This is a genomic window from Synechococcus sp. PCC 6312, from assembly GCF_000316685.1.
Classification (GTDB): domain Bacteria; phylum Cyanobacteriota; class Cyanobacteriia; order Thermosynechococcales; family Thermosynechococcaceae; genus Pseudocalidococcus.
Map to the genome: position 1 here is coordinate 3,463,733 of NC_019680.1, position 17,199 is coordinate 3,480,931.

At 48.6% G+C, this 17,199-nt stretch carries 16 protein-coding genes, 1 other RNA gene and 1 riboswitch; of the genes, 5 read left to right on the forward strand and 12 right to left on the reverse strand.

Annotation, left to right across the window (positions count from 1 at the left end; genetic code table 11):
- Nucleotides 1-8: 8 nt before the first annotated feature.
- The 4 genes from SYN6312_RS20690 to ffs all read right to left on the reverse strand — a co-directional run bounded on the left by SYN6312_RS20690 (nt 9) and on the right by ffs (nt 5,168).
- A complete protein-coding gene (locus SYN6312_RS20690; protein ID WP_015126095.1) occupies nt 9-3,881 on the reverse strand; it encodes a hydantoinase B/oxoprolinase family protein in 3,873 nt (1,290 codons plus the stop codon).
- Nucleotides 3,882-3,899: 18 nt separating this feature from the next.
- On the reverse strand, nt 3,900-4,304 hold the full coding sequence (locus SYN6312_RS16825) for an NIL domain-containing protein (protein WP_015126096.1): 405 nt from the start codon (nt 4,302-4,304) through the stop codon (nt 3,900-3,902).
- Nucleotides 4,305-4,379: 75 nt separating this feature from the next.
- Nucleotides 4,380-5,027, reverse strand: coding sequence for a bifunctional phosphoribosyl-AMP cyclohydrolase/phosphoribosyl-ATP diphosphatase HisIE (hisIE, locus tag SYN6312_RS16830; protein WP_015126097.1), 648 nt, complete (start codon nt 5,025-5,027; stop codon nt 4,380-4,382).
- Nucleotides 5,028-5,071: 44 nt separating this feature from the next.
- Nucleotides 5,072-5,168: signal recognition particle sRNA small type (ffs, locus tag SYN6312_RS18055), an RNA gene on the reverse strand.
- 115 nt (nt 5,169-5,283) lie between these two features.
- Between ffs and SYN6312_RS16835 the strand changes: the two genes are divergently transcribed.
- On the forward strand, nt 5,284-6,444 hold the full coding sequence (locus tag SYN6312_RS16835; protein ID WP_015126098.1) for a response regulator: 1,161 nt from the start codon (nt 5,284-5,286) through the stop codon (nt 6,442-6,444).
- Here the strand turns inward: SYN6312_RS16835 and SYN6312_RS16840 are convergent.
- The 4 genes from SYN6312_RS16840 to apcA form a co-directional block, all read right to left on the reverse strand.
- Nucleotides 6,406-7,044 (reverse strand): Uma2 family endonuclease, encoded by a 639-nt coding sequence (locus SYN6312_RS16840; protein ID WP_071880548.1) that lies wholly within the window; start codon nt 7,042-7,044, stop codon nt 6,406-6,408. The genes SYN6312_RS16835 and SYN6312_RS16840 overlap by 39 nt on opposite strands.
- 83 nt (nt 7,045-7,127) lie before the next feature.
- Nucleotides 7,128-7,331 carry a phycobilisome linker polypeptide gene (locus SYN6312_RS16845; protein WP_015126100.1) on the reverse strand — a complete coding sequence of 68 codons (204 nt, stop codon included), beginning with the start codon at nt 7,329-7,331 and terminating at the stop codon, nt 7,128-7,130.
- A gap of 222 nt (nt 7,332-7,553) precedes the next feature.
- Nucleotides 7,554-8,039, reverse strand: coding sequence for an allophycocyanin subunit beta (apcB, locus tag SYN6312_RS16850; RefSeq protein WP_015126101.1), 486 nt, complete (start codon nt 8,037-8,039; stop codon nt 7,554-7,556).
- A 61-nt stretch (nt 8,040-8,100) separates the two neighbouring features.
- Entirely contained in the window at nt 8,101-8,586 is a 486-nt protein-coding gene (gene apcA / locus SYN6312_RS16855) for an allophycocyanin subunit alpha (protein ID WP_015126102.1), read from the reverse strand.
- 714 nt (nt 8,587-9,300) lie between these two features.
- Between apcA and panD the strand changes: the two genes are divergently transcribed.
- Nucleotides 9,301-9,729: an aspartate 1-decarboxylase gene (panD, locus tag SYN6312_RS16860; RefSeq protein WP_015126103.1), complete on the forward strand. Its 429-nt coding sequence runs from the start codon at nt 9,301-9,303 to the stop codon at nt 9,727-9,729.
- Here the strand turns inward: panD and SYN6312_RS16865 are convergent.
- On the reverse strand, nt 9,721-10,056 hold the full coding sequence (locus SYN6312_RS16865; protein WP_015126104.1) for a carbon dioxide-concentrating mechanism protein CcmK: 336 nt from the start codon (nt 10,054-10,056) through the stop codon (nt 9,721-9,723). The genes panD and SYN6312_RS16865 overlap by 9 nt on opposite strands.
- A 394-nt stretch (nt 10,057-10,450) precedes the next feature.
- On the opposite strand from SYN6312_RS16865, the gene SYN6312_RS20015 reads away from it, so the two are divergent.
- Nucleotides 10,451-10,636 carry a hypothetical protein gene (locus SYN6312_RS20015; protein WP_156804859.1) on the forward strand — a complete coding sequence of 62 codons (186 nt, stop codon included), beginning with the start codon at nt 10,451-10,453 and terminating at the stop codon, nt 10,634-10,636.
- 21 nt (nt 10,637-10,657) lie between these two features.
- Entirely contained in the window at nt 10,658-11,101 is a 444-nt protein-coding gene (gene aroQ / locus SYN6312_RS16870; RefSeq protein ID WP_015126106.1) for a type II 3-dehydroquinate dehydratase, read from the forward strand.
- A gap of 25 nt (nt 11,102-11,126) precedes the next feature.
- On the opposite strand, the gene SYN6312_RS16875 is transcribed toward aroQ, so the two are convergent.
- Together SYN6312_RS16875 and SYN6312_RS16880 are read right to left on the reverse strand one after the other, a co-directional pair.
- Nucleotides 11,127-12,113: a DMT family transporter gene (locus SYN6312_RS16875; protein ID WP_015126107.1), complete on the reverse strand. Its 987-nt coding sequence runs from the start codon at nt 12,111-12,113 to the stop codon at nt 11,127-11,129.
- Nucleotides 12,114-12,185: 72 nt separating this feature from the next.
- A riboswitch (cyclic di-GMP riboswitch) is annotated at nt 12,186-12,281 on the reverse strand.
- 340 nt (nt 12,282-12,621) lie between these two features.
- Nucleotides 12,622-13,851 carry a hypothetical protein gene (locus SYN6312_RS16880; RefSeq protein ID WP_015126108.1) on the reverse strand — a complete coding sequence of 410 codons (1,230 nt, stop codon included), beginning with the start codon at nt 13,849-13,851 and terminating at the stop codon, nt 12,622-12,624.
- A gap of 188 nt (nt 13,852-14,039) precedes the next feature.
- Between SYN6312_RS16880 and SYN6312_RS16885 the strand changes: the two genes are divergently transcribed.
- Nucleotides 14,040-16,175 (forward strand): transglycosylase SLT domain-containing protein, encoded by a 2,136-nt coding sequence (locus tag SYN6312_RS16885; RefSeq protein ID WP_015126109.1) that lies wholly within the window; start codon nt 14,040-14,042, stop codon nt 16,173-16,175.
- A 215-nt stretch (nt 16,176-16,390) separates the two neighbouring features.
- On the opposite strand, the gene xth is transcribed toward SYN6312_RS16885, so the two are convergent.
- Nucleotides 16,391-17,188 carry an exodeoxyribonuclease III gene (gene xth / locus SYN6312_RS16890; RefSeq protein ID WP_015126110.1) on the reverse strand — a complete coding sequence of 266 codons (798 nt, stop codon included), beginning with the start codon at nt 17,186-17,188 and terminating at the stop codon, nt 16,391-16,393.
- Between the last annotated feature and the right edge of the window lie 11 nt (nt 17,189-17,199).

The following is a 17,199-nucleotide window of genomic DNA, read 5'->3' on the forward strand; positions in this document are numbered from 1 at the left end:
GTCAAGCTCTAATCTTTAATCTCTAAATCACCGTATTGATAGCTCCCCCCGCCAGGAGTTTGAATTTCAATGATGTCGTTTGCCTGAATCTCTAAGCTAAATTTACCCTCCAGTTTTCGCCGTGTTCCGTCTGCTAGTTCTAACAAATTTTCCCCAGTCTTACCTGCTTCACCATTTCCCAGGCCAAACGGTGCCACAATTCGACTTTGAGAAATCATGCCAACGGTCATTGGTTCTAAAAACTTGATCCGCCGAATCAACCCATTGCCCCCTGTAAATTCACCTTGACCGCCACTATCAGCCCGAATTGCAAACGTTTCTAACAGGACGGGATAACGAGTTTCTAACACTTCCGGATCCGTCAAGCGGGAATTGGTCATGTGAGTTTGCACGCCGGATGCGCCATGAAACCCAGGCCCCGCCCCCGATCCGCCGCCAATGGTTTCGTAATATTGATAGGTTGAGTTACCAAAAGTGAGGTTATTCATCGTTCCTTGAGAAGCCGCCATAATTCCGAGCGCGCCATAGATGGCATTGGTCACGGCCTGGGAGGTTTCGACATTACCAGCGACAACGGCGGCGGGATATTTAGGATTCAATAAACAGCCTTGAGGAACAATCACCGTCACGGGACGCAAACAACCCGCATTAAGGGGAATTTTGTCGGGAATTAAGGTGCGTAAGACATACAAAACAGCGGCTTTAGTGACAGCAAGGGGAGCATTGAGATTGCCTGTGTCTTGGGAGGAAGTTCCGGTGAAATCTATGGTTAGGGTTTCGCTGTTTGGATTAACCTCGATGTTGACTTGAATGATTGCGCCGTTATCGAGTGGATAGGTAAAGGAGCCAGAATTGAGCGTTTTTAAGCGATGACGTAAACAATCGGCGGCATTGGCCTGGATAAATTCCATATAGTTACTGACAGTTTCTAAACCATAAGTTTCGATTAACTTGGTTAATTCTTGGACACCCCAATTATTCGCCGCAATCTGGGCCTGGAGATCGGTGATGTTTTGTTGCGGATTACGGGCTGGATAGGGGCAATTTGTCAGAAGATTCAGGAGTGCTTGTTCTTGAAATTCACCGTGATCCACCAGTTGGAAAAAGTCGAGTAATACGCCTTCTTGATCCAGATGGTGACTATCGGCCGGCATGGAGCCAGGGGTAATTCCGCCAATATCGGCATGATGTCCACGGGAAGCAACAAAAAACTGGGGTTGGGCCGGGTTCAAAGCTGTATCTTTCGGGTTCGGAAGTCCAACGTTCGAGTTCAAAGCTCCATCATTCGGGTTCAGAAGTCCAACATTCGGGTTCAAAGCTGCATCGTTGGAGTTCTGAGGTGCAATATCCGAGCTTTGAGGTGCAATATCCGAGCTTTGAGGTGGAATGTCCGAGCTTAAAGGTGGATCATTTAGTGTCTGAGCCTGATTATTGGGGATAAAAACGGGTGTGATGACCGTAATATCGGGCAAATGCGTCCCCCCTGCGTAGGGATTATTACTGGCATAGACTTGACCAGGCCGGAGTTGGGAGCCTCGCGTTTCTAAAAGCATTTTCACAGTTTGCCCCATTGACCCTAAATGCACCGGAATATGCGGGGCGTTGGCGACTAATTCCCCTTGGGCATCAAACAAGGCACAGGAAAAATCGAGACGTTCTTTGATGTTCACCGAAGCACTGGTATTTTGCAGCGTAATCCCCATTTGTTCGGCAATGGCCTGGAAGAGGTTATGGAAAATTTCTAACTGAATTGGATCGGGTTTGAGGTGTGAATTTTGAGTTGTATCTACTTGATTGGAGTTGATTTTTTGGGGTTGATCATGTTGTTGGCTGAAGATGAGATTTCGCTGTGGGGTGACTGTTGCTTGCCAACCAACTTCAATCACATTGGTTCCCGTGGGTTCAATAATTAGAGCGGGGCCAGTAATGACTGTTTTTGGTGCTAAGTTTTCCCGTTGCCAGGCCTGGACTTGATACCATTGACCTTTACTGTAAAGATCAACATCGGCTACGGGTTTTATATCAGTCTGGCTTTGGTTTTTAAATGAATCTTGGGGTAAAGGCATAACTCCAATCGCTTCCACGGCCAAACTAGCAATTTCTACGGGGCGATCTGTGAAGGTGAATCCATAACGTTGGTGGTGGGCCTGGGTAAAGGTGGGAATAATCGTCCTTAAGTCACCGGAATAAGGAATTTCTAAACTGGTATCGCTGCCTTGATAACGACATTGGAGCGTCGTACGGGTAGTAATTCTTTCTGGCTGGATTTCTTCAGTTGACAATTCTTGAATGGCGGCGTGTTTGAGTTGAGTTTCAATATTTTCTAGGGTTTGATTCTGACTGTGGTTATCTAGCTCAATTGCCAACAAAACCGACTGCTCTTTAATGGCTCGCACATCCGCTAATCCCATGCCATAGGCTGATAACACTCCGGCGTAAGGATGAATTAAAACGTGAGAAATACCCAAGGACTCGGCAATTAAACAGGCGTGTTGACCTCCGGCTCCTCCAAAACAACAGAGGGTATAATCCCGTAAATCATAACCCCGTTGCAGTGAAATTTTTTTTATGGCCTGGGCCATGGTTTCGACCGCAATGGTGATAAATCCGGCGGCTACTTCGGCTGGGGTAATGGTAGCTTGAGTGGTGGTTTTGATTTGCTCAGTAAGATGCTTAAATTGAGTCTCAACAGCAGCCAGATCGAGAGGTAAATTGCCATTGGGGCCGAAAATTTTGGGAAAAAATTGGGGTTGAATTTTACCTAAAAAAACATTGGCATCGGTAATGGTTAAGGGGCCATTGTTTCCATAGGCGGCGGGGCCTGGGTTTGCTCCAGCAGATTCGGGGCCAACTTGATAGCGACCTTGGTCATATTTGAGAATCGAACCACCCCCGGCTGCCACTGTATGAATCGCTAACATCGGGGTTTGTAGCCGGACTCCAGCGATTTCAGTTTCCCATTGCCGTTCATAAACAGGAATTACCGTATTTTCATCACCATGGCGATAGTGACAGACATCGGTTGACGTGCCGCCCATATCAAAGCCAATGATGTGTTTGATTCCGGCTTGTAAACCCGTTTGGACGACTCCAACTAAGCCCCCAGCCGGCCCGGAAAGAATGCTGTCTTTGCCTTGAAATTGAGTTGCGCTGACTAAGCCCCCATGGGATTGCATAAACAGTAACTTTTCTGGTGGGAGTTCTTGTCCTAAGCGATCCACATATCGCCGCAAAATCGGGGATAAATAGGCATCAACAACAGTCGTATCACCCCGGCGAATCAGTTTAATTAAGGGGCTAATTCTATGAGATACCGAAATCTGTTTGAATCCAATCTCGGTCGCAATTTCGGCAATAACCTGTTCGTGATGGTGATAGCGATAACTATGCATCAAGACAATGGCACAGGCCTGGATTCCTTGCTCAAACGCTGCTTGTAAACCCTGTTTAATTTGGCTGGTATCGAGTGGGGTTAATTCTGTGCCATTGGCCTGGTAACGCCCACAAACCTCAATCACATCCGCATAAAGTAATTTTGGCAGTTTAATCTCTAAGGCAAACAGATCAGGCCGGTTTTGATAGCCAATGCGGAGGGCATCTTTAAACCCGGAATTAATGACTAAAACAGTGGGTTCACCTTTGTGTTCTAAGAGGGCATTGGTGGCGACAGTGGTTCCCATTTTGACAGCGGTTATGTGATTACTGGGAATGGGTTGATCTGATGCAATACCTAAAATCTCGCGAATGCCTTGCAGGGCTGCATCTGGATATCTTTGGGGATTTTCAGATAAGAGCTTATGAACGGTGATTTGACCATCCGGGGCCTGGGCGACAATATCCGTAAATGTGCCACCACGATCAATCCAAAACTGCCAACCCATAACAACTCACAAAACTGTCTAAAATGCGGTGGAAATGGCCTGGACGGGACAAGTGGGAATGCATTGCTCACAGACAATACAGCGAGAGCGGGTAAATTGCAGTTGCCAGGTTTCCGGGTGCAGCGTTAGGGCCTGGGTGGGACAAACTCCCGTGCATAAACCGCAATGAACACAGGCCTGGTCATCAATCATAATTTCCCGACTGGCTAAGGATACGCCAATTTCCTGGGATCGCATCCAATCCAAGGCCGCCTCTAATTGATCAATGTCTCCCGCCAACTCCAGGACTAATTTCCCCACCTGATTCGGCGCAACCTGGGCCCGGATAATATTTGCGGCAATATTAAAATCTTTGGCCAAGCGATAGGTTAAGGGCATTTGCACCGTGCGCCGGGGAAAGGTGAGAGTAACGCGCTTTTTCATGGTTGTTTCTCAGGAGTGAGGAATTAGAAGTGAGATATTTAGGATTAAGGTATTCTCTCTCCTCTTTTCTACTGCTTATTTCCGTCGCGCAGCCAAAACTTCATACACCTGTCGCAAGCTCACCCCATGATGGGCCAGGGCAACAAGGGCATGGTAGAACAAATCGGCAACTTCACCGGCAATGGCATCGGGTTGATCATCCTTACAGGCCATGACCACTTCAGCGGCTTCTTCACCAATTTTTTTAAGGATTTTGTTATCCCCGGCCTGGAACAACGAGGCAGTATAGGATTGACGGTCGGGATGTTTTTGCCGATCTCGGATCACCTCAAATACTTGCGAGAGCATATCGGCCGGGGGCGGGTTCCGGGTGGGAGTACCAGTTTCCGGGGCTTGGATTTGATGAAAACAACTGCGCTCACCCGTATGACAGGCAATATTTCCCACCTGCTCAACCGTAATCAACAGGGCATCAGCATCACAGTCATACCGCAACGACTTCACCCACTGGACATGACCTGATGTTTCCCCCTTAGGCCAGAGTTCTTGGCGGGAACGACTCCAAAACCAAGTCCGCCCCGTTTCCATTGTTTTATAAAGTGAATCCCGATTCATCCAGGCCAGCATCAAAACCGTGCCATCTAAGTAATCCTGAACAATGGCTGGCACCAGGCCCCGCTCATCAAAGTGAATGGTTTCAATCGGAATAGCAGGATAATTCAAACCAGAAAAAGCTCAATCTACTGCATTGACTCAATAAAAACTTAAAAGACCCGGAGGCCACGCCTATCACAAGCATCCCGTATTGCTGCTCCCTTCCGGGCCTGACAAGGTTGAGGCGTTGTCATCGCATGGTTCCGAGTCGATCTTCATCATAACAACTGGCAGAAACTTTTGATCTTTTAATGAATAAGCGTAACCAATCTCATCCAGGCCTGGGATAAACCGCTATGCTGGCCATTAACCTGGGAATCAGAGCATGGAAGGCAGCCTCAGCGATCTGGATTTTTATAGCTTGCTTCAAAGTTTATCCCTAACTCAACGGACGGGAGAACTGTATATCGAAGATGAGGGCGGCCAGTACTGGTTATTGCTCCTCACCAACGGCCGGATTCTCTACATCGCGGATATCCATAGCCAGTCCCTCCATCGCCTCCAAGATTATCTCCACGGCAATAATTTACGCACTCCCGATCAATCTGAGCTTTCGGACAGTACTGCCGGTAGTAGTTGGCCCGAATATGAAGCCCTTTGGTGGCTACTTCAACAAGACCAAATTGATATGACCCAAGCTCACCATCTATTGCGATCAATGATTCGGGAATCCCTTTTAGATGTCGCCAGTCTTTATCGGGGCTGGTTTTGTTGGCAAACTGCAACTCTCGGTATTCCCCAACTAACCACCTATCCTCTGATTGGGCTGCTCAGTGATGTCATGGAACAGTTACGGGAGTGGAAAACCCTGTATCCCTACATTCGCTCTCCTGATCAATACCTCCATCCAGGAGATTCCCCCCAGCCCCAGGCCCTCCTTGCCGAAAGTAGTTGGAAACTCCTCCAGGCCTGGATGCAGGATCAACTCAGTCTCCGGGTACTTTCGCGGCGCTTGGGGAGAGATATCAGTAGCGTTGGCAAAGTCATTCTGCCTTACCTCCACCAGGGCCTAGTACAACTCACCCCCCCTCCTGCTCCCCCCAGGCCAGTTGCCCTGCACATTCAACGCCACACTCCCCGGATCATGTGTGTGGACGACTCCCTCACCATTCGGCAATTTGTCGAAAAAACCCTCTCCCAGGCCGGCTATGAAGCCACAGGTATTGCCCACCCCCTCAAAGCCCTCAGCCTGATTTTTCAACTCCATCCCGACCTGATTTTCTGTGATCTGAATATGCCGGAACTCAATGGCTATGATTTTTGTGCCATGCTTCGCCACACCCCCCAGTTTCGTCATACCCCGATTATTATCCTCACCAGCCACAGTGGCCTCAGCGAACGGTTACGGGCCAATATCCTTGGGGCCAACAACTACCTAGCCAAACCCTTTAGCCCCGATGAATTACTATCCCTCGTTGAATACTATGCCGGCCGCCCTAATCCAAGCCTAAATGACCCTGAAAAAATCCTGCAAGATGTGCTCTGATCTCAGGCTCTGGCTCAGGGAATGATCATCAAAATCCGATCCTGATTCTGGGTCAACCCCCAATTCCAGCAGTTTTGTCCGTAACTGCTCTGCCCGTTCTCTCTCCTGCTCTGCCCGTAGTCGTTCTGCTTCAGCTTGTTGAGTCGCGATTGCCAAATTCTGCCGCATCTCAATCATGGTTTGAAACCGTTGCCCATTGGGATCATTAATTTCTAAAGTCTCTGAAGTCAGATAACGATCATAAAAAGCCAACTTACGATTCACTTCGGTGGCCGTGCTCCCTGGGGACAAGACTTCCACAACAACTTGCGGGGCAATATTTCCTTCTTCCCACTGCTGATAGGAACCCCAATAACCTTTAGGTCGGCCAAATGCCGCCATCGCATCGGGAGTAACACGAATTTCTGGCTGCCCTTTCACGGGATACCAGAGCAAATCGCCCGCCACAAACACATTGGGATCATCAGCAAATAGGCATTCTAAGTTTTCTTTGATCAGAATAATCCACTTAAACTGTAAGGTATTTTCTGCCATGGGTTGGCCATCGCTATCGGGATAGATGATGTCTGGCTGAATATTTCGCTCTAAAGAAAGGGGCATCATGCCTTAGCAAAAACCGCCTACCCCTCTAGCTCTTGGCTAGGTTGATAAGCGGCATCATTGGCGTTGAAATCCTGGCTAACTTACAACAGTCCAGTATTAGCTCCTGGTTTACCAGTAGAAAGCTCAACCTTAACGATCTTGCCTCCCATTTTTTGAATCCGTTGCTGTTCTTTAAACCAATTATCGTAGGGGACCAACTTAGTAAAATAGGTATTTTGCAATTCCCGCTGAGTCCGAATCCGGGTCTGGCTAGGAACGCAGGCAGTGATCTTAAACAGTCGCATAGGTCATCGGCTCCAAACCTTGTCCTGAGTAGTGTGGGTCTAAATTCATCTTCTCAAATACACTAAGTCTGGGTGCTCGGGATCAATATCAAACTGTTCAAGCAAAGACGAACATATTCCGGAGTAACACCAGTGAACATGACGGGGCCTGTACAGACTGAAACTCATCCCCAACATCCCAGACCTAAAGCACAATCAGAAATGTCTGATCGGTAGTTAGTTCTAGCTCAAACCAGAAGAAATGTAGTCAAAATAGACACCCATTTCTTTTCCAGCATCAGAACCCACCAAGCTAGCGGTGACTTCTTTCATGGCCTGGATCGCCTGCACGGTAGCGGCAATGGGCACGCCCAAGGAGTTGTAGGTTTCTTTCAAACCGTTCAATACCCGCTCATCCAAGATGGACGGATCGCCAGCCAACATGGCATAGGTGGCGTAACGGAGGTAGTAATCTAAGTCACGGATACAAGCGGCATAACGCCGGGTGGTGTACATATTCCCACCCGGCCGAGTGATGTCGGAGTACAACAAGGACTTAGCAACAGCTTCCTTGACGATACCAGCGGCATTGGAGCTAATCACGGTAGCGGCCCGGACGCGCAGTTCGCCAGTGGCAAAATAAGACTTGAGCTTTTCTAAAGCAGCAGTATCCAGATACTTGCCCTGCACATCAGAGGAGTTGATGACAGCGGTAATGGCATCTTGCATGGTTATAATTCCTCAGCAATGTTCTCAATAAGTTAAAAATTGAACGCAAGAGACCGCAGCCTTACTGCATGGCCCCAATGACGAAATCGAAGTAAGAACCAGCTTCAGCGGCATCTTCGGCAGACAAGAGGCTAGCAGCGGCATTTTTCAAACCACGCACACCTTCAGCCACGGCCGGGATGGGGGTACCCAAGGAGTTGTACATTTCCCGCACGCCAACAATCCCAATTTCTTCAATGGGAGTGACATCGCCAGAAACAATTCCGTAGGTGACTAAGCGCAGGTAGTAGTCCAAATCACGCAAGCAGGTGGCGGTCATTTCTTCGCCATAGGCATTACCACCGGGGGAAACCACATCAGGGCGTTTTTGGAACAATTGGTCACCTGCTTGTTTGACGAGCCGCTCCCGATTTTCGGTCAGGGCTTGGGCAATGCGTAACCGACGTTCGCCGGTGGTGACAAAGCTCTTAATCCGATCTAATTCACCGGGGCTGAGATAACGGGCCTCGGCATCAGCATTCACGATCGACTTCGTGACGACGCTCATTGAATTCCTCCAAGTTGGAATGAAAAAACTAGGGGCTTAGTATCTGAAGCTGGCAGAGCCAGAGTGAGTCGGGAGCATTATCGTCCTTGATCAGGGAGCCAAACTAGGGGCTAAACTAGCTAGCTCTCAGACGGGATCACCCCCGTGAGGTCAGAAACCTTCCGCAAAACATTGTCTGTTAATGCGAACATCAAACTACACCCTTGAAATGCTTTGTAACATTTCTGGGATTTTCCAAGCAAGGTTGGACATAAAAGCCATGAAAGCCAGGGGAGACGTTAATCAGTTGTTACATTTGTTCGCAAAGAACCGGGGCGTCTGGAAATAATTTTTAATAATTTTCAAGGGGGATCGGTAGAGTGTGTAGGCTCATTTTCTTCTTCCTCTTCGATCCTGTCCTGTGACCCATTGAGGGGGCTGATTGGGGTAGGTTAGGGCATAACTCTACTAGGCCATGGATCGGATTCTCAGAACAATCTCCCGAATGCGCTGTGATTAATCTGTACCTTGAAAGTCTTAATCAGTGATCAGAGTCATCGGCTGGGGAGTTAGAGAGATGAAAAAAATGAGTTGGACTGTGTAATCAAATTTATCAGGTCATTCTGTGAATGCATTTTGTCCTTTACCAATCGTCACCTCGTCCCCTAAAGTTAGGCATCAACCAGAGATCCCCATGGCAAGGTAAATTTAGACGATACGATTCAATGAATTCCCATGGCTTTGATCCGACTCCTTCACGCCAAGCTCCATCGTCTGCGAGTCACTGATGCCAATATTAACTATGTCGGGAGCGTTACGATTGACCTGGATCTCCTCAATTTAGTTGGCATTTTACCCCTTCAAGAGGTGGAAGTTTGGAATGCAACCAATGGCAACCGCTTCACAACCTATGCGTTACCAGGCCAAGCCGGAACGGGAACAATTTGTGTCAATGGGGCGGCAGCACATCTATGTGCCATTGGAGACATTGTCATTATTGCGGCCTATGAGATGAGAGAGCGGCAGGCTGTTCTTCAAGGTGGGCACCAGGCCCGTGTCGTGATTGCCGATGCCCAAAACCACTGCCAAGAATTGCTCGAACAATCTCTTTGGGAAACAGAGTTAGGGATGACCCTGAAAACCACCGTACAACCCCTAAACTAAAAATCGCTCCCAATCGGGCCCAAATTGAAACTGCATGGTGGGGAAGATGGCTTCGACATTATCATCGGGGCGGGGAATCACCACGGAGGAGCAAAATAGGGTTTCTTCTTTCGGGCTTTCGGCTGGAACTTTTTTAGCAGCCATTTCTCCCGCTGCAACCGAGGCCTGGACTTCAGCCACATCGCCTCGGACAATAATCGTCAGTCGGGCCCCACTGAGACGTTCATATCCCACCAATGTCACCCGCGCTGCTTTAACCATCACATCCGCCACAGCCAAGGCCGGGGGAGTTCCCAACACTTCTACCATTCCAACGGCTATCGGCACAGCTTATGACCTCGCATCTTTGGGCTAATGTTCATGATCAACCCATATTTTAATCCAGGAGCTACCCCAACCAAGCCTCGATAGTCGGAAATTCAATGATTCCAACCAATGATAAATATAAATATTTTTTATTGTTACTGTCACTAAGCCGATGGTGCTGGCCCTTAGGGATTGAATAGAGAAATGTCAGAAAGTTTCTTCTTGGCAGAATTCTTAAGATTTCTATAAATCCGCACCGTCAATGTATCGGCAGAGATGATGAGCCTCAGCGTTGCGCTGCAAAAGTGATCCCTAAAATTACGACTGCTACCCCAAAACTATTTGTGTTAGGTTATGCTTAATACATCGTGATAAAACATCATCAATATTATTTGAGACGTTAGATTTTCTGGCGTTGCTTCCTGTACCTTGTCCTTTTAGCCCAGGCCTGGAGTTAACTAAACCTATGGACTACATTGAGCAAATTTTGGAAACATTGAACTCTTGGTTAAAAAAACTGGTGGAACTCCTTGCCGGTGATGAGACTGAGCCAGCCCTTGAACCCATTCCAGTCCCAGTCCGGGATCGCAACGGTCGCTAAGCATTTCGGGATTCCCTGAATTTGATCACCATTGCTGTTATCCACGGCCCCAACTTAAATCTTTTGGGAACAAGAGAGCCTGGGGTTTATGGTTCAACCTCTCTTAAAGAAATTAACCACACTTTAGAGCAACTGGCTGAGTCTCTGGGTGTAAATGTTCTCTGCCAGCAGTCGAATCATGAAGGCATACTTGTAGATTGGCTCCACCAGGCCGGGGCCAGCTATTCTGGAGTCCTGATCAATGCTGGAGCCTATACCCATACCAGCGTGGCGATTCGAGATGCTATCGCCGCCATCCAGATCCCAGTGGTTGAGGTTCACCTAAGCAATATCCATAAACGAGAAGAATTTAGACATTATTCTTACCTAGCCCCAGTGGTCATAGGACAAATTTGTGGATTTGGACCCGACAGTTACCTCCTGGGCCTGCGGGGTATTATCCAGCATCTTCAACAGCACAATTAAGCGCGCATCAAGAATAGTTTGTTTGTTAACGCCTGATCACCGCAAAACCCACTCCAAATAAAATTAAGCCACCCCCAAGCATCAAAGCCAGGCCAGGACGTTCCCCAAAGACCCAAAAGGCTAAGACACTCGCAGCAATTGGCTCCGCTAAAACCGCTAAAGTAACCCAAGTTGGGGAAAGCCAGCGAATCGCCCAGTTCAAGCTCGTATGACCAACCAATTGCGGAACTAGGGCTAACAGCAGCAGCACACCATAAATTTCCCCCGCCCAACCGCCATAGGCAACCCCCAAAAGCGGTGGAAGCGGCAGAAGAATTAGGGCGGCACTGGTATTGGCAATGGCGGTATAGTGCTGAATGCTTAACCCTTGGGCCTGAGCCTGCTCCCCACTAATGAAATAGAAACTAACGGCCCAAGCCGCTAATAAAGCGAGGCCATTTCCTAAAAGGGGCTGGGGCGCGAGGTCTCCTGCTTTTTCCCCCAGGCCAATGAGCAACCCACCGCCACAGGCCACCGTAATGCCAAACATCGTCCCCCAGGTTAGCTTTTTGCCTTGCCAAAGGTACTGAATCACGGCTGTCCAAATCGGGGTTGTGGTCACCAAGGTTGTCGAAGCAACAATGGATGTGTAATTGAGGGAGCTAAACCAAAGGCCAAAATGGGCTGCCAAGCAAAATCCAGCCATAAGTCCCCAACCATAGGCTGAGAGGCGTTGCTGAGAATTGGGTTTAGAGATGCCAGACAAGTTCGGGCGTTGCCAGAGGTGGGCGAGCACTGGGGCCGTAGTTTTAATAAATTGTGGCAGTAATAGTAAAGCAGCAATCCCCAGACGGCCGGCTGCTAAAAAGATACTAAAGCCAATACCGCTTGTATAACTGGACTCAAGTCCCAAGGATGCGGTTGCGAGAGTGGCCCAACGGACTAAAATTGCCGCTGTGGAAACTGCAATGACCGCCAAGCCTAAGACCAGGCCCAGGACAACCCCCTTGGGATGATGGCTGCTCAGAGACACAATATTACACAACAGGAGCGCAGTTGTAAGATGAGTAAGAAAATTAAGTTAGACTAATTCTGGAAAAATCCCTTCGGCATCAAAAGCATCCATACTATTTCTGAAGCGGCAGCTACAGGCCTTCTGATTTGCGCCTTACCCTTTCGGAGTAATTTGCCTTTTCGGGGATTTGAGGGGCTATGCGGGGGAAAAGATAGCCCAACTAACCGAGATAATAACCTAACTGACTCCAAATGTGCAAGTCAAATCCTGCAAAAAATTTCAAGCCTGGAGATTATATAGGCTTACCGATTAGGGCTGTGGCTCCGAGAGCGTTCCTATCGCAAACAGTACTGATTTATGAGCAAATGAAAGGCTGTTTCCGACATAAGCTGATAATCATCAAGTATTCTCAAAAATGAAGACGGACTACCATGGCAGATGATCAGGTGAGATGACGGACTGGCAAAACATCTCAGATTGTTATGAGTCAAAACAGTCTCCGTAGCTCCGGATCTAAAATCTGTTACTACTGATTCATCTTCTCTAAAATAGCGACAGAAGAGGGCGAGGTACGGGTTAAATAGTTAAAGACCCAAAACTTGAACCAGGAATCCATGATCACGGGGACTGTAGCAATAAAACTATTATTAAAGGTGCGACTCTCTGGCAGCCCAAAATGAGAGGCAATCCCACCCAAAATAACTTCCCACCCTTCCGGTGAGTGATACCCCACAAATAAATCTGTGACAAGGATGACCAAAAAGACTTTAGTCGTGTCATTGAGAGAGGTAAACGTCCGCCCAAAAAACATCCGCAGGGCCTGGAGTTGTCGCCGTCCCCCATAAACCAAAAGAACAAAGGAAGCGAGGGAAATGATATCCGCAAAAATATTCTTCAGGCCATCTAAGGTGCGATACCCGGCCTGGCGATAGAGTTCTTCGGCTTTTTCCTTGAGTCTTGCTCGCATTTGATCCGTGGAAGAGGCGGGTACTAATCCTAAGATTTCGCCAATTTCTAGCTTTTCCTTATATTCAAAAAACTCTCGGCGAAAGTGTTCCCCCACCTCTTGACTAATTTCAGCCGGATTGGGATTGCGATTCCACCAGCCATCTAACAACGGCTCAAAGATCAGATTGCGGGTCGTAATTTGCACAACAAGGGGAACAATGACCAGAATTAGGAGCCAGCGAATGGCCGTAGCTTGTTGTCTGCGCAGAATGCGTAAATCTTGAACGACTTCCTGTTCATAGTCTGGGTTCAATTCTCGTCTGATTTGATTGGCTGTATCAATAAAGTTACCAATCAATAAAGAGCTTTGAGGTGGCTTGCGGCTATCGGTGGTTAAAGCAACAATTTCTCCACTGTTGGTAATCGGATCCGTAATTAAAGCATTATTGGCACTGGGCTTGGTGGACTTTAAGCCACTCTTGGTGAAGACCGGAGCTAGATTGTGATACTTACTGGCAACTGACTCAATAAAGGCTAACTTGGCGAGAATCTCCGTTTCTTGAGGATCGTTTTGGAGATTTTTAAACCGGCCAGTTAGCTGAAACTGACTGAGATTAAATTCGATAACATTGAGTTGTTGTTCCACCTTACTTTGTAAATACGCTGAGGCAGCTTTTCCCAGTTGAGGGTCAAAGCTCACGGCCTGGCCTTGAAAATGTTTATCTTCAATGTCCTTGAGGGCAATTGCACCTTGGTAGGCTTTTTCTAGACTACTCAGTTGCCACTGCTGTAACCACCGCTGCCACATAGGGGAAATCCAAGTTGAGATGAGGGATCAAAAATTACTCTCAGTCTAAGGCCCGTCCCTTCAATTGAATCGCAGATCGGTAAGGATTTGACCGGAACAGGCTAGAGTGATGGCAGATTTTGCTGTTGCCCTGCTCTGGATTGTAGAACTTTACTACACCTCCGGTAGGCTATTGCCAACGTTCGCAGATGTTACCCAAACTTACCCCCTGGTTGATGATGCTCAAGTCAAAAAAAAGCACCTGGATTGCTGCGGGCCTGGGACTAGTGGCCGTTGGGGGCATTGGGGTCGGAATTTGGTGGAGTCTGAAACAGCAAGAATCTCCCCAGGCCAGTACCAACACCTTTGCTGAAATCCTCCAGGCCCCAGAGCCAAACCAAATTGCCAGTCTGGAAAAACTCGCCGATCAAGGCCTACCGCTGCAACAGGCCCAGGCCCGGTATTTACTGGCGATCTCTGCCCTGGAAAAGAGTGACCCCAATGCCGCCCTTGACTGGTTAAAGGACTTAGAACAAAAAAATACACCCCTGACTGCCCCGATTTTGGTTCTACAAGCCCAGGCCTATGAAAAAGCCAATCAACCCACCCCAGCCAAAGCCACTTGGGAAAAGATAGTCCGCCAGTTTCCCCAAGAGCCGGAAGCTGCCCTCGCCCTGTTGGCGTTGAATCAACCCGACCAAGCCCTGGCCCAATTTCCCCAAGTCCCAGCCGTCGTGGAACTGGCCCAAAAACGCCTCCAGGCCAATCCCCGCCAACGGTCGCTGCTGGTGTTGATTGCAAAACATGGCCTGTTTTTAGAGAATTATCTTGAGATTCTGGATCAACTCACTAAATATTATTCCCAGGAACTTAAACCGGAAGATTGGGCGGCCATTGGCTTTGGTTATTGGGAAAACCTGTCTTACAAAAAAGCGGGCCGGGCCTATTTGCAAGCTCCCCCCACGGCATTTAATACCTATCGAGCGGGCCGAGCGTTGCAACTGGGCGATGAACGGAACCAAGCCATTACGACCTATCAACGGGTTGTCCAAAAATTTCCCAAGACAAAAGAAGCGGCCCTGGCCTGGTTACGTTTAGGTCGTTTGAGTGAGAGTAATGCCCAGGCCCTGCGCTATTTTCAACAGGCAATGACAACATCCAAGGCTGCTAAGACTTCTACTATTGCTGCTGATGCCCTCCTAGATCAAGCTGGCCGTCTGGAAAAAAGCGGGAATTTGGCCCAGGCTGCCCAGGCCCGAGAAACCTTATTAACTACCTATGCCACTACTCCGGCCGCCGCCCAACTGAGATGGCAACAGGCCCAACGGGATGCCCAAGCCGGAAATCTGGGGGAAGCGAGAACCTGGGCGCAATCTCTGCTCAAAAATAATCCCGATAGTGAACTGGCTCCAACTGCAGCCTTTTGGTTAGGGCAATGGGCAACGGATCAGCAACAACGGCAAAAAGATTGGCAGATTCTGACGGAAAAATATCCCTATTCCTATTACACTTGGCGGGCCTTGAGCCTTTTGGGTAAACCGGTTGGCACCTTTACCACGGTGCGGGGCCTCAATCCTCCAGTTGACCCGGAAAAACGGCAAATTTTACCCCTCAGTGCTGGCTCTCAAACCTTACAGGCTCTCTATGAAATGGGCCAATATGACCTGGCCTGGAGTCGCTGGCAATGGGAATTTCGGCATCGGGTTGAACCAACAGCGGCGGCCCAATTAACGGATGGCCTGGTACGGGTGGGGGTGGGGGATTATTTGGATGGGATTTTCATGCTGGAGAATCTGCAACAACGGGCCCGGACTGAACCCGCCACCGCCAAGTTTTTGACCCCCATGCTGAAAAATCCTGCCTATTGGTATGCGCTTTACCCCTTACCCTTTTGGTCACAAGTCCAGGCCTGGTCAGCAAAACGGCAGATAAACCCTCTTTTGGTGATGTCTTTAATTCGCCAAGAGTCGCGCTTTGAAGTCGGGATTCAGTCGGTTGTGGGAGCCACGGGGTTAATGCAAGTCATGCCTGATACCGCGGCCTGGATTGCCCCCCAAATTGGTCTGACATCCTATCGGTTGGACAATGTGGAGGACAGTCTCAACCTGGGAACTTGGTACTTTGCCCACACCCATGACCTCCATGACCAAAATACCCTCCTGGCCTTAGCGAGCTACAATGCCGGGCCGGGAAACGTGGCAGATTGGCTCCAGCGATTTGGCTACAAGGATCCGGATCAGTTTATTGAGCAAATTCCTTTTCCCGAAACCTATGGCTATGTCAAGTCTATTTTGGGTAACTATTGGAACTATCTCCGGCTCTACAGTCCTCAGTCTCCCCTCTAGGCAGATTAAATCGGTTTGACTCAATTCAAAAGTTTGTCCCTCTGGCGTTATACAGACTGTTCTGAGAGAGTAGAAATCTTAAAAAGACTGTCCAGAGAGCATTTCCTGACTTGTCCCCATCTAGCCCTCAATGAGTAGCACGATAGTTTTGCCCATTCTGGCGGTGACTGTTTTTACCAATGAGGGTAGTATAGCGATCAGGACAATTCATGTTCCTATGATGCAATGCCAATTTCTAAGATGACTGGGGCATGATCACTAGGTTTTTCCAGTTTGCGCGGGGCCGAGTCAATGACACAATTCTGGGCCTGGGCATAAAGTCCCGCCGTGAGATAGTGATGATCAATCCGCCAACCCCGATTACCCCGAAACGCGCCGGTGCGATAGTCCCACCAACTGTAATGGCCCGTTTCTGGGGTGAATTTCCGAAAACCATCCTGAAAGCCCAAGGCAGCTATTTGCTCTAAGGCTTCTCGCTCTGGATCGGTAGCCATAATGTGGGTTTCTCGCCCTTGGGGATCGTGAATGTCAATATCCTCTGGGGCAATGTTAAAGTCACCACAGATAATCATTTCCTCCGCTGCATTGGCTTGTAACGTGGCGATGTAGGTTCTTAGCGTCGCTAACCAGGCCAGTTTGTAGTGATATTTATCCGTCCCCATTGCCAAACCATTGGGAATATAGACATTAATCACCCTAATATTGGGCGCAATGATCCCCGTAATCAACCGTTTTTGAGTCTCTAAGTCGCCAACATCACCCAAGACGGGACTAAATCCAGTGGAGATTTCGGTCACTGGCTCACGACTGAGGATCGCCACGCCGTTGTAGGCTTTTTGTCCAGAAATATAAACGTGATAGCCTAAATCTGTCAGCGGGGCCTGGGGAAAGAGTTCATCCACCACTTTGGTTTCTTGCACACAGAGAACATCGACTGGATTGGCCTGCAACCACTGGCAAACCTGATCCAAGCGTGTCCGAATTGAGTTGACATTCCAAGTGGCAATTTTCATAAATCGAGTTT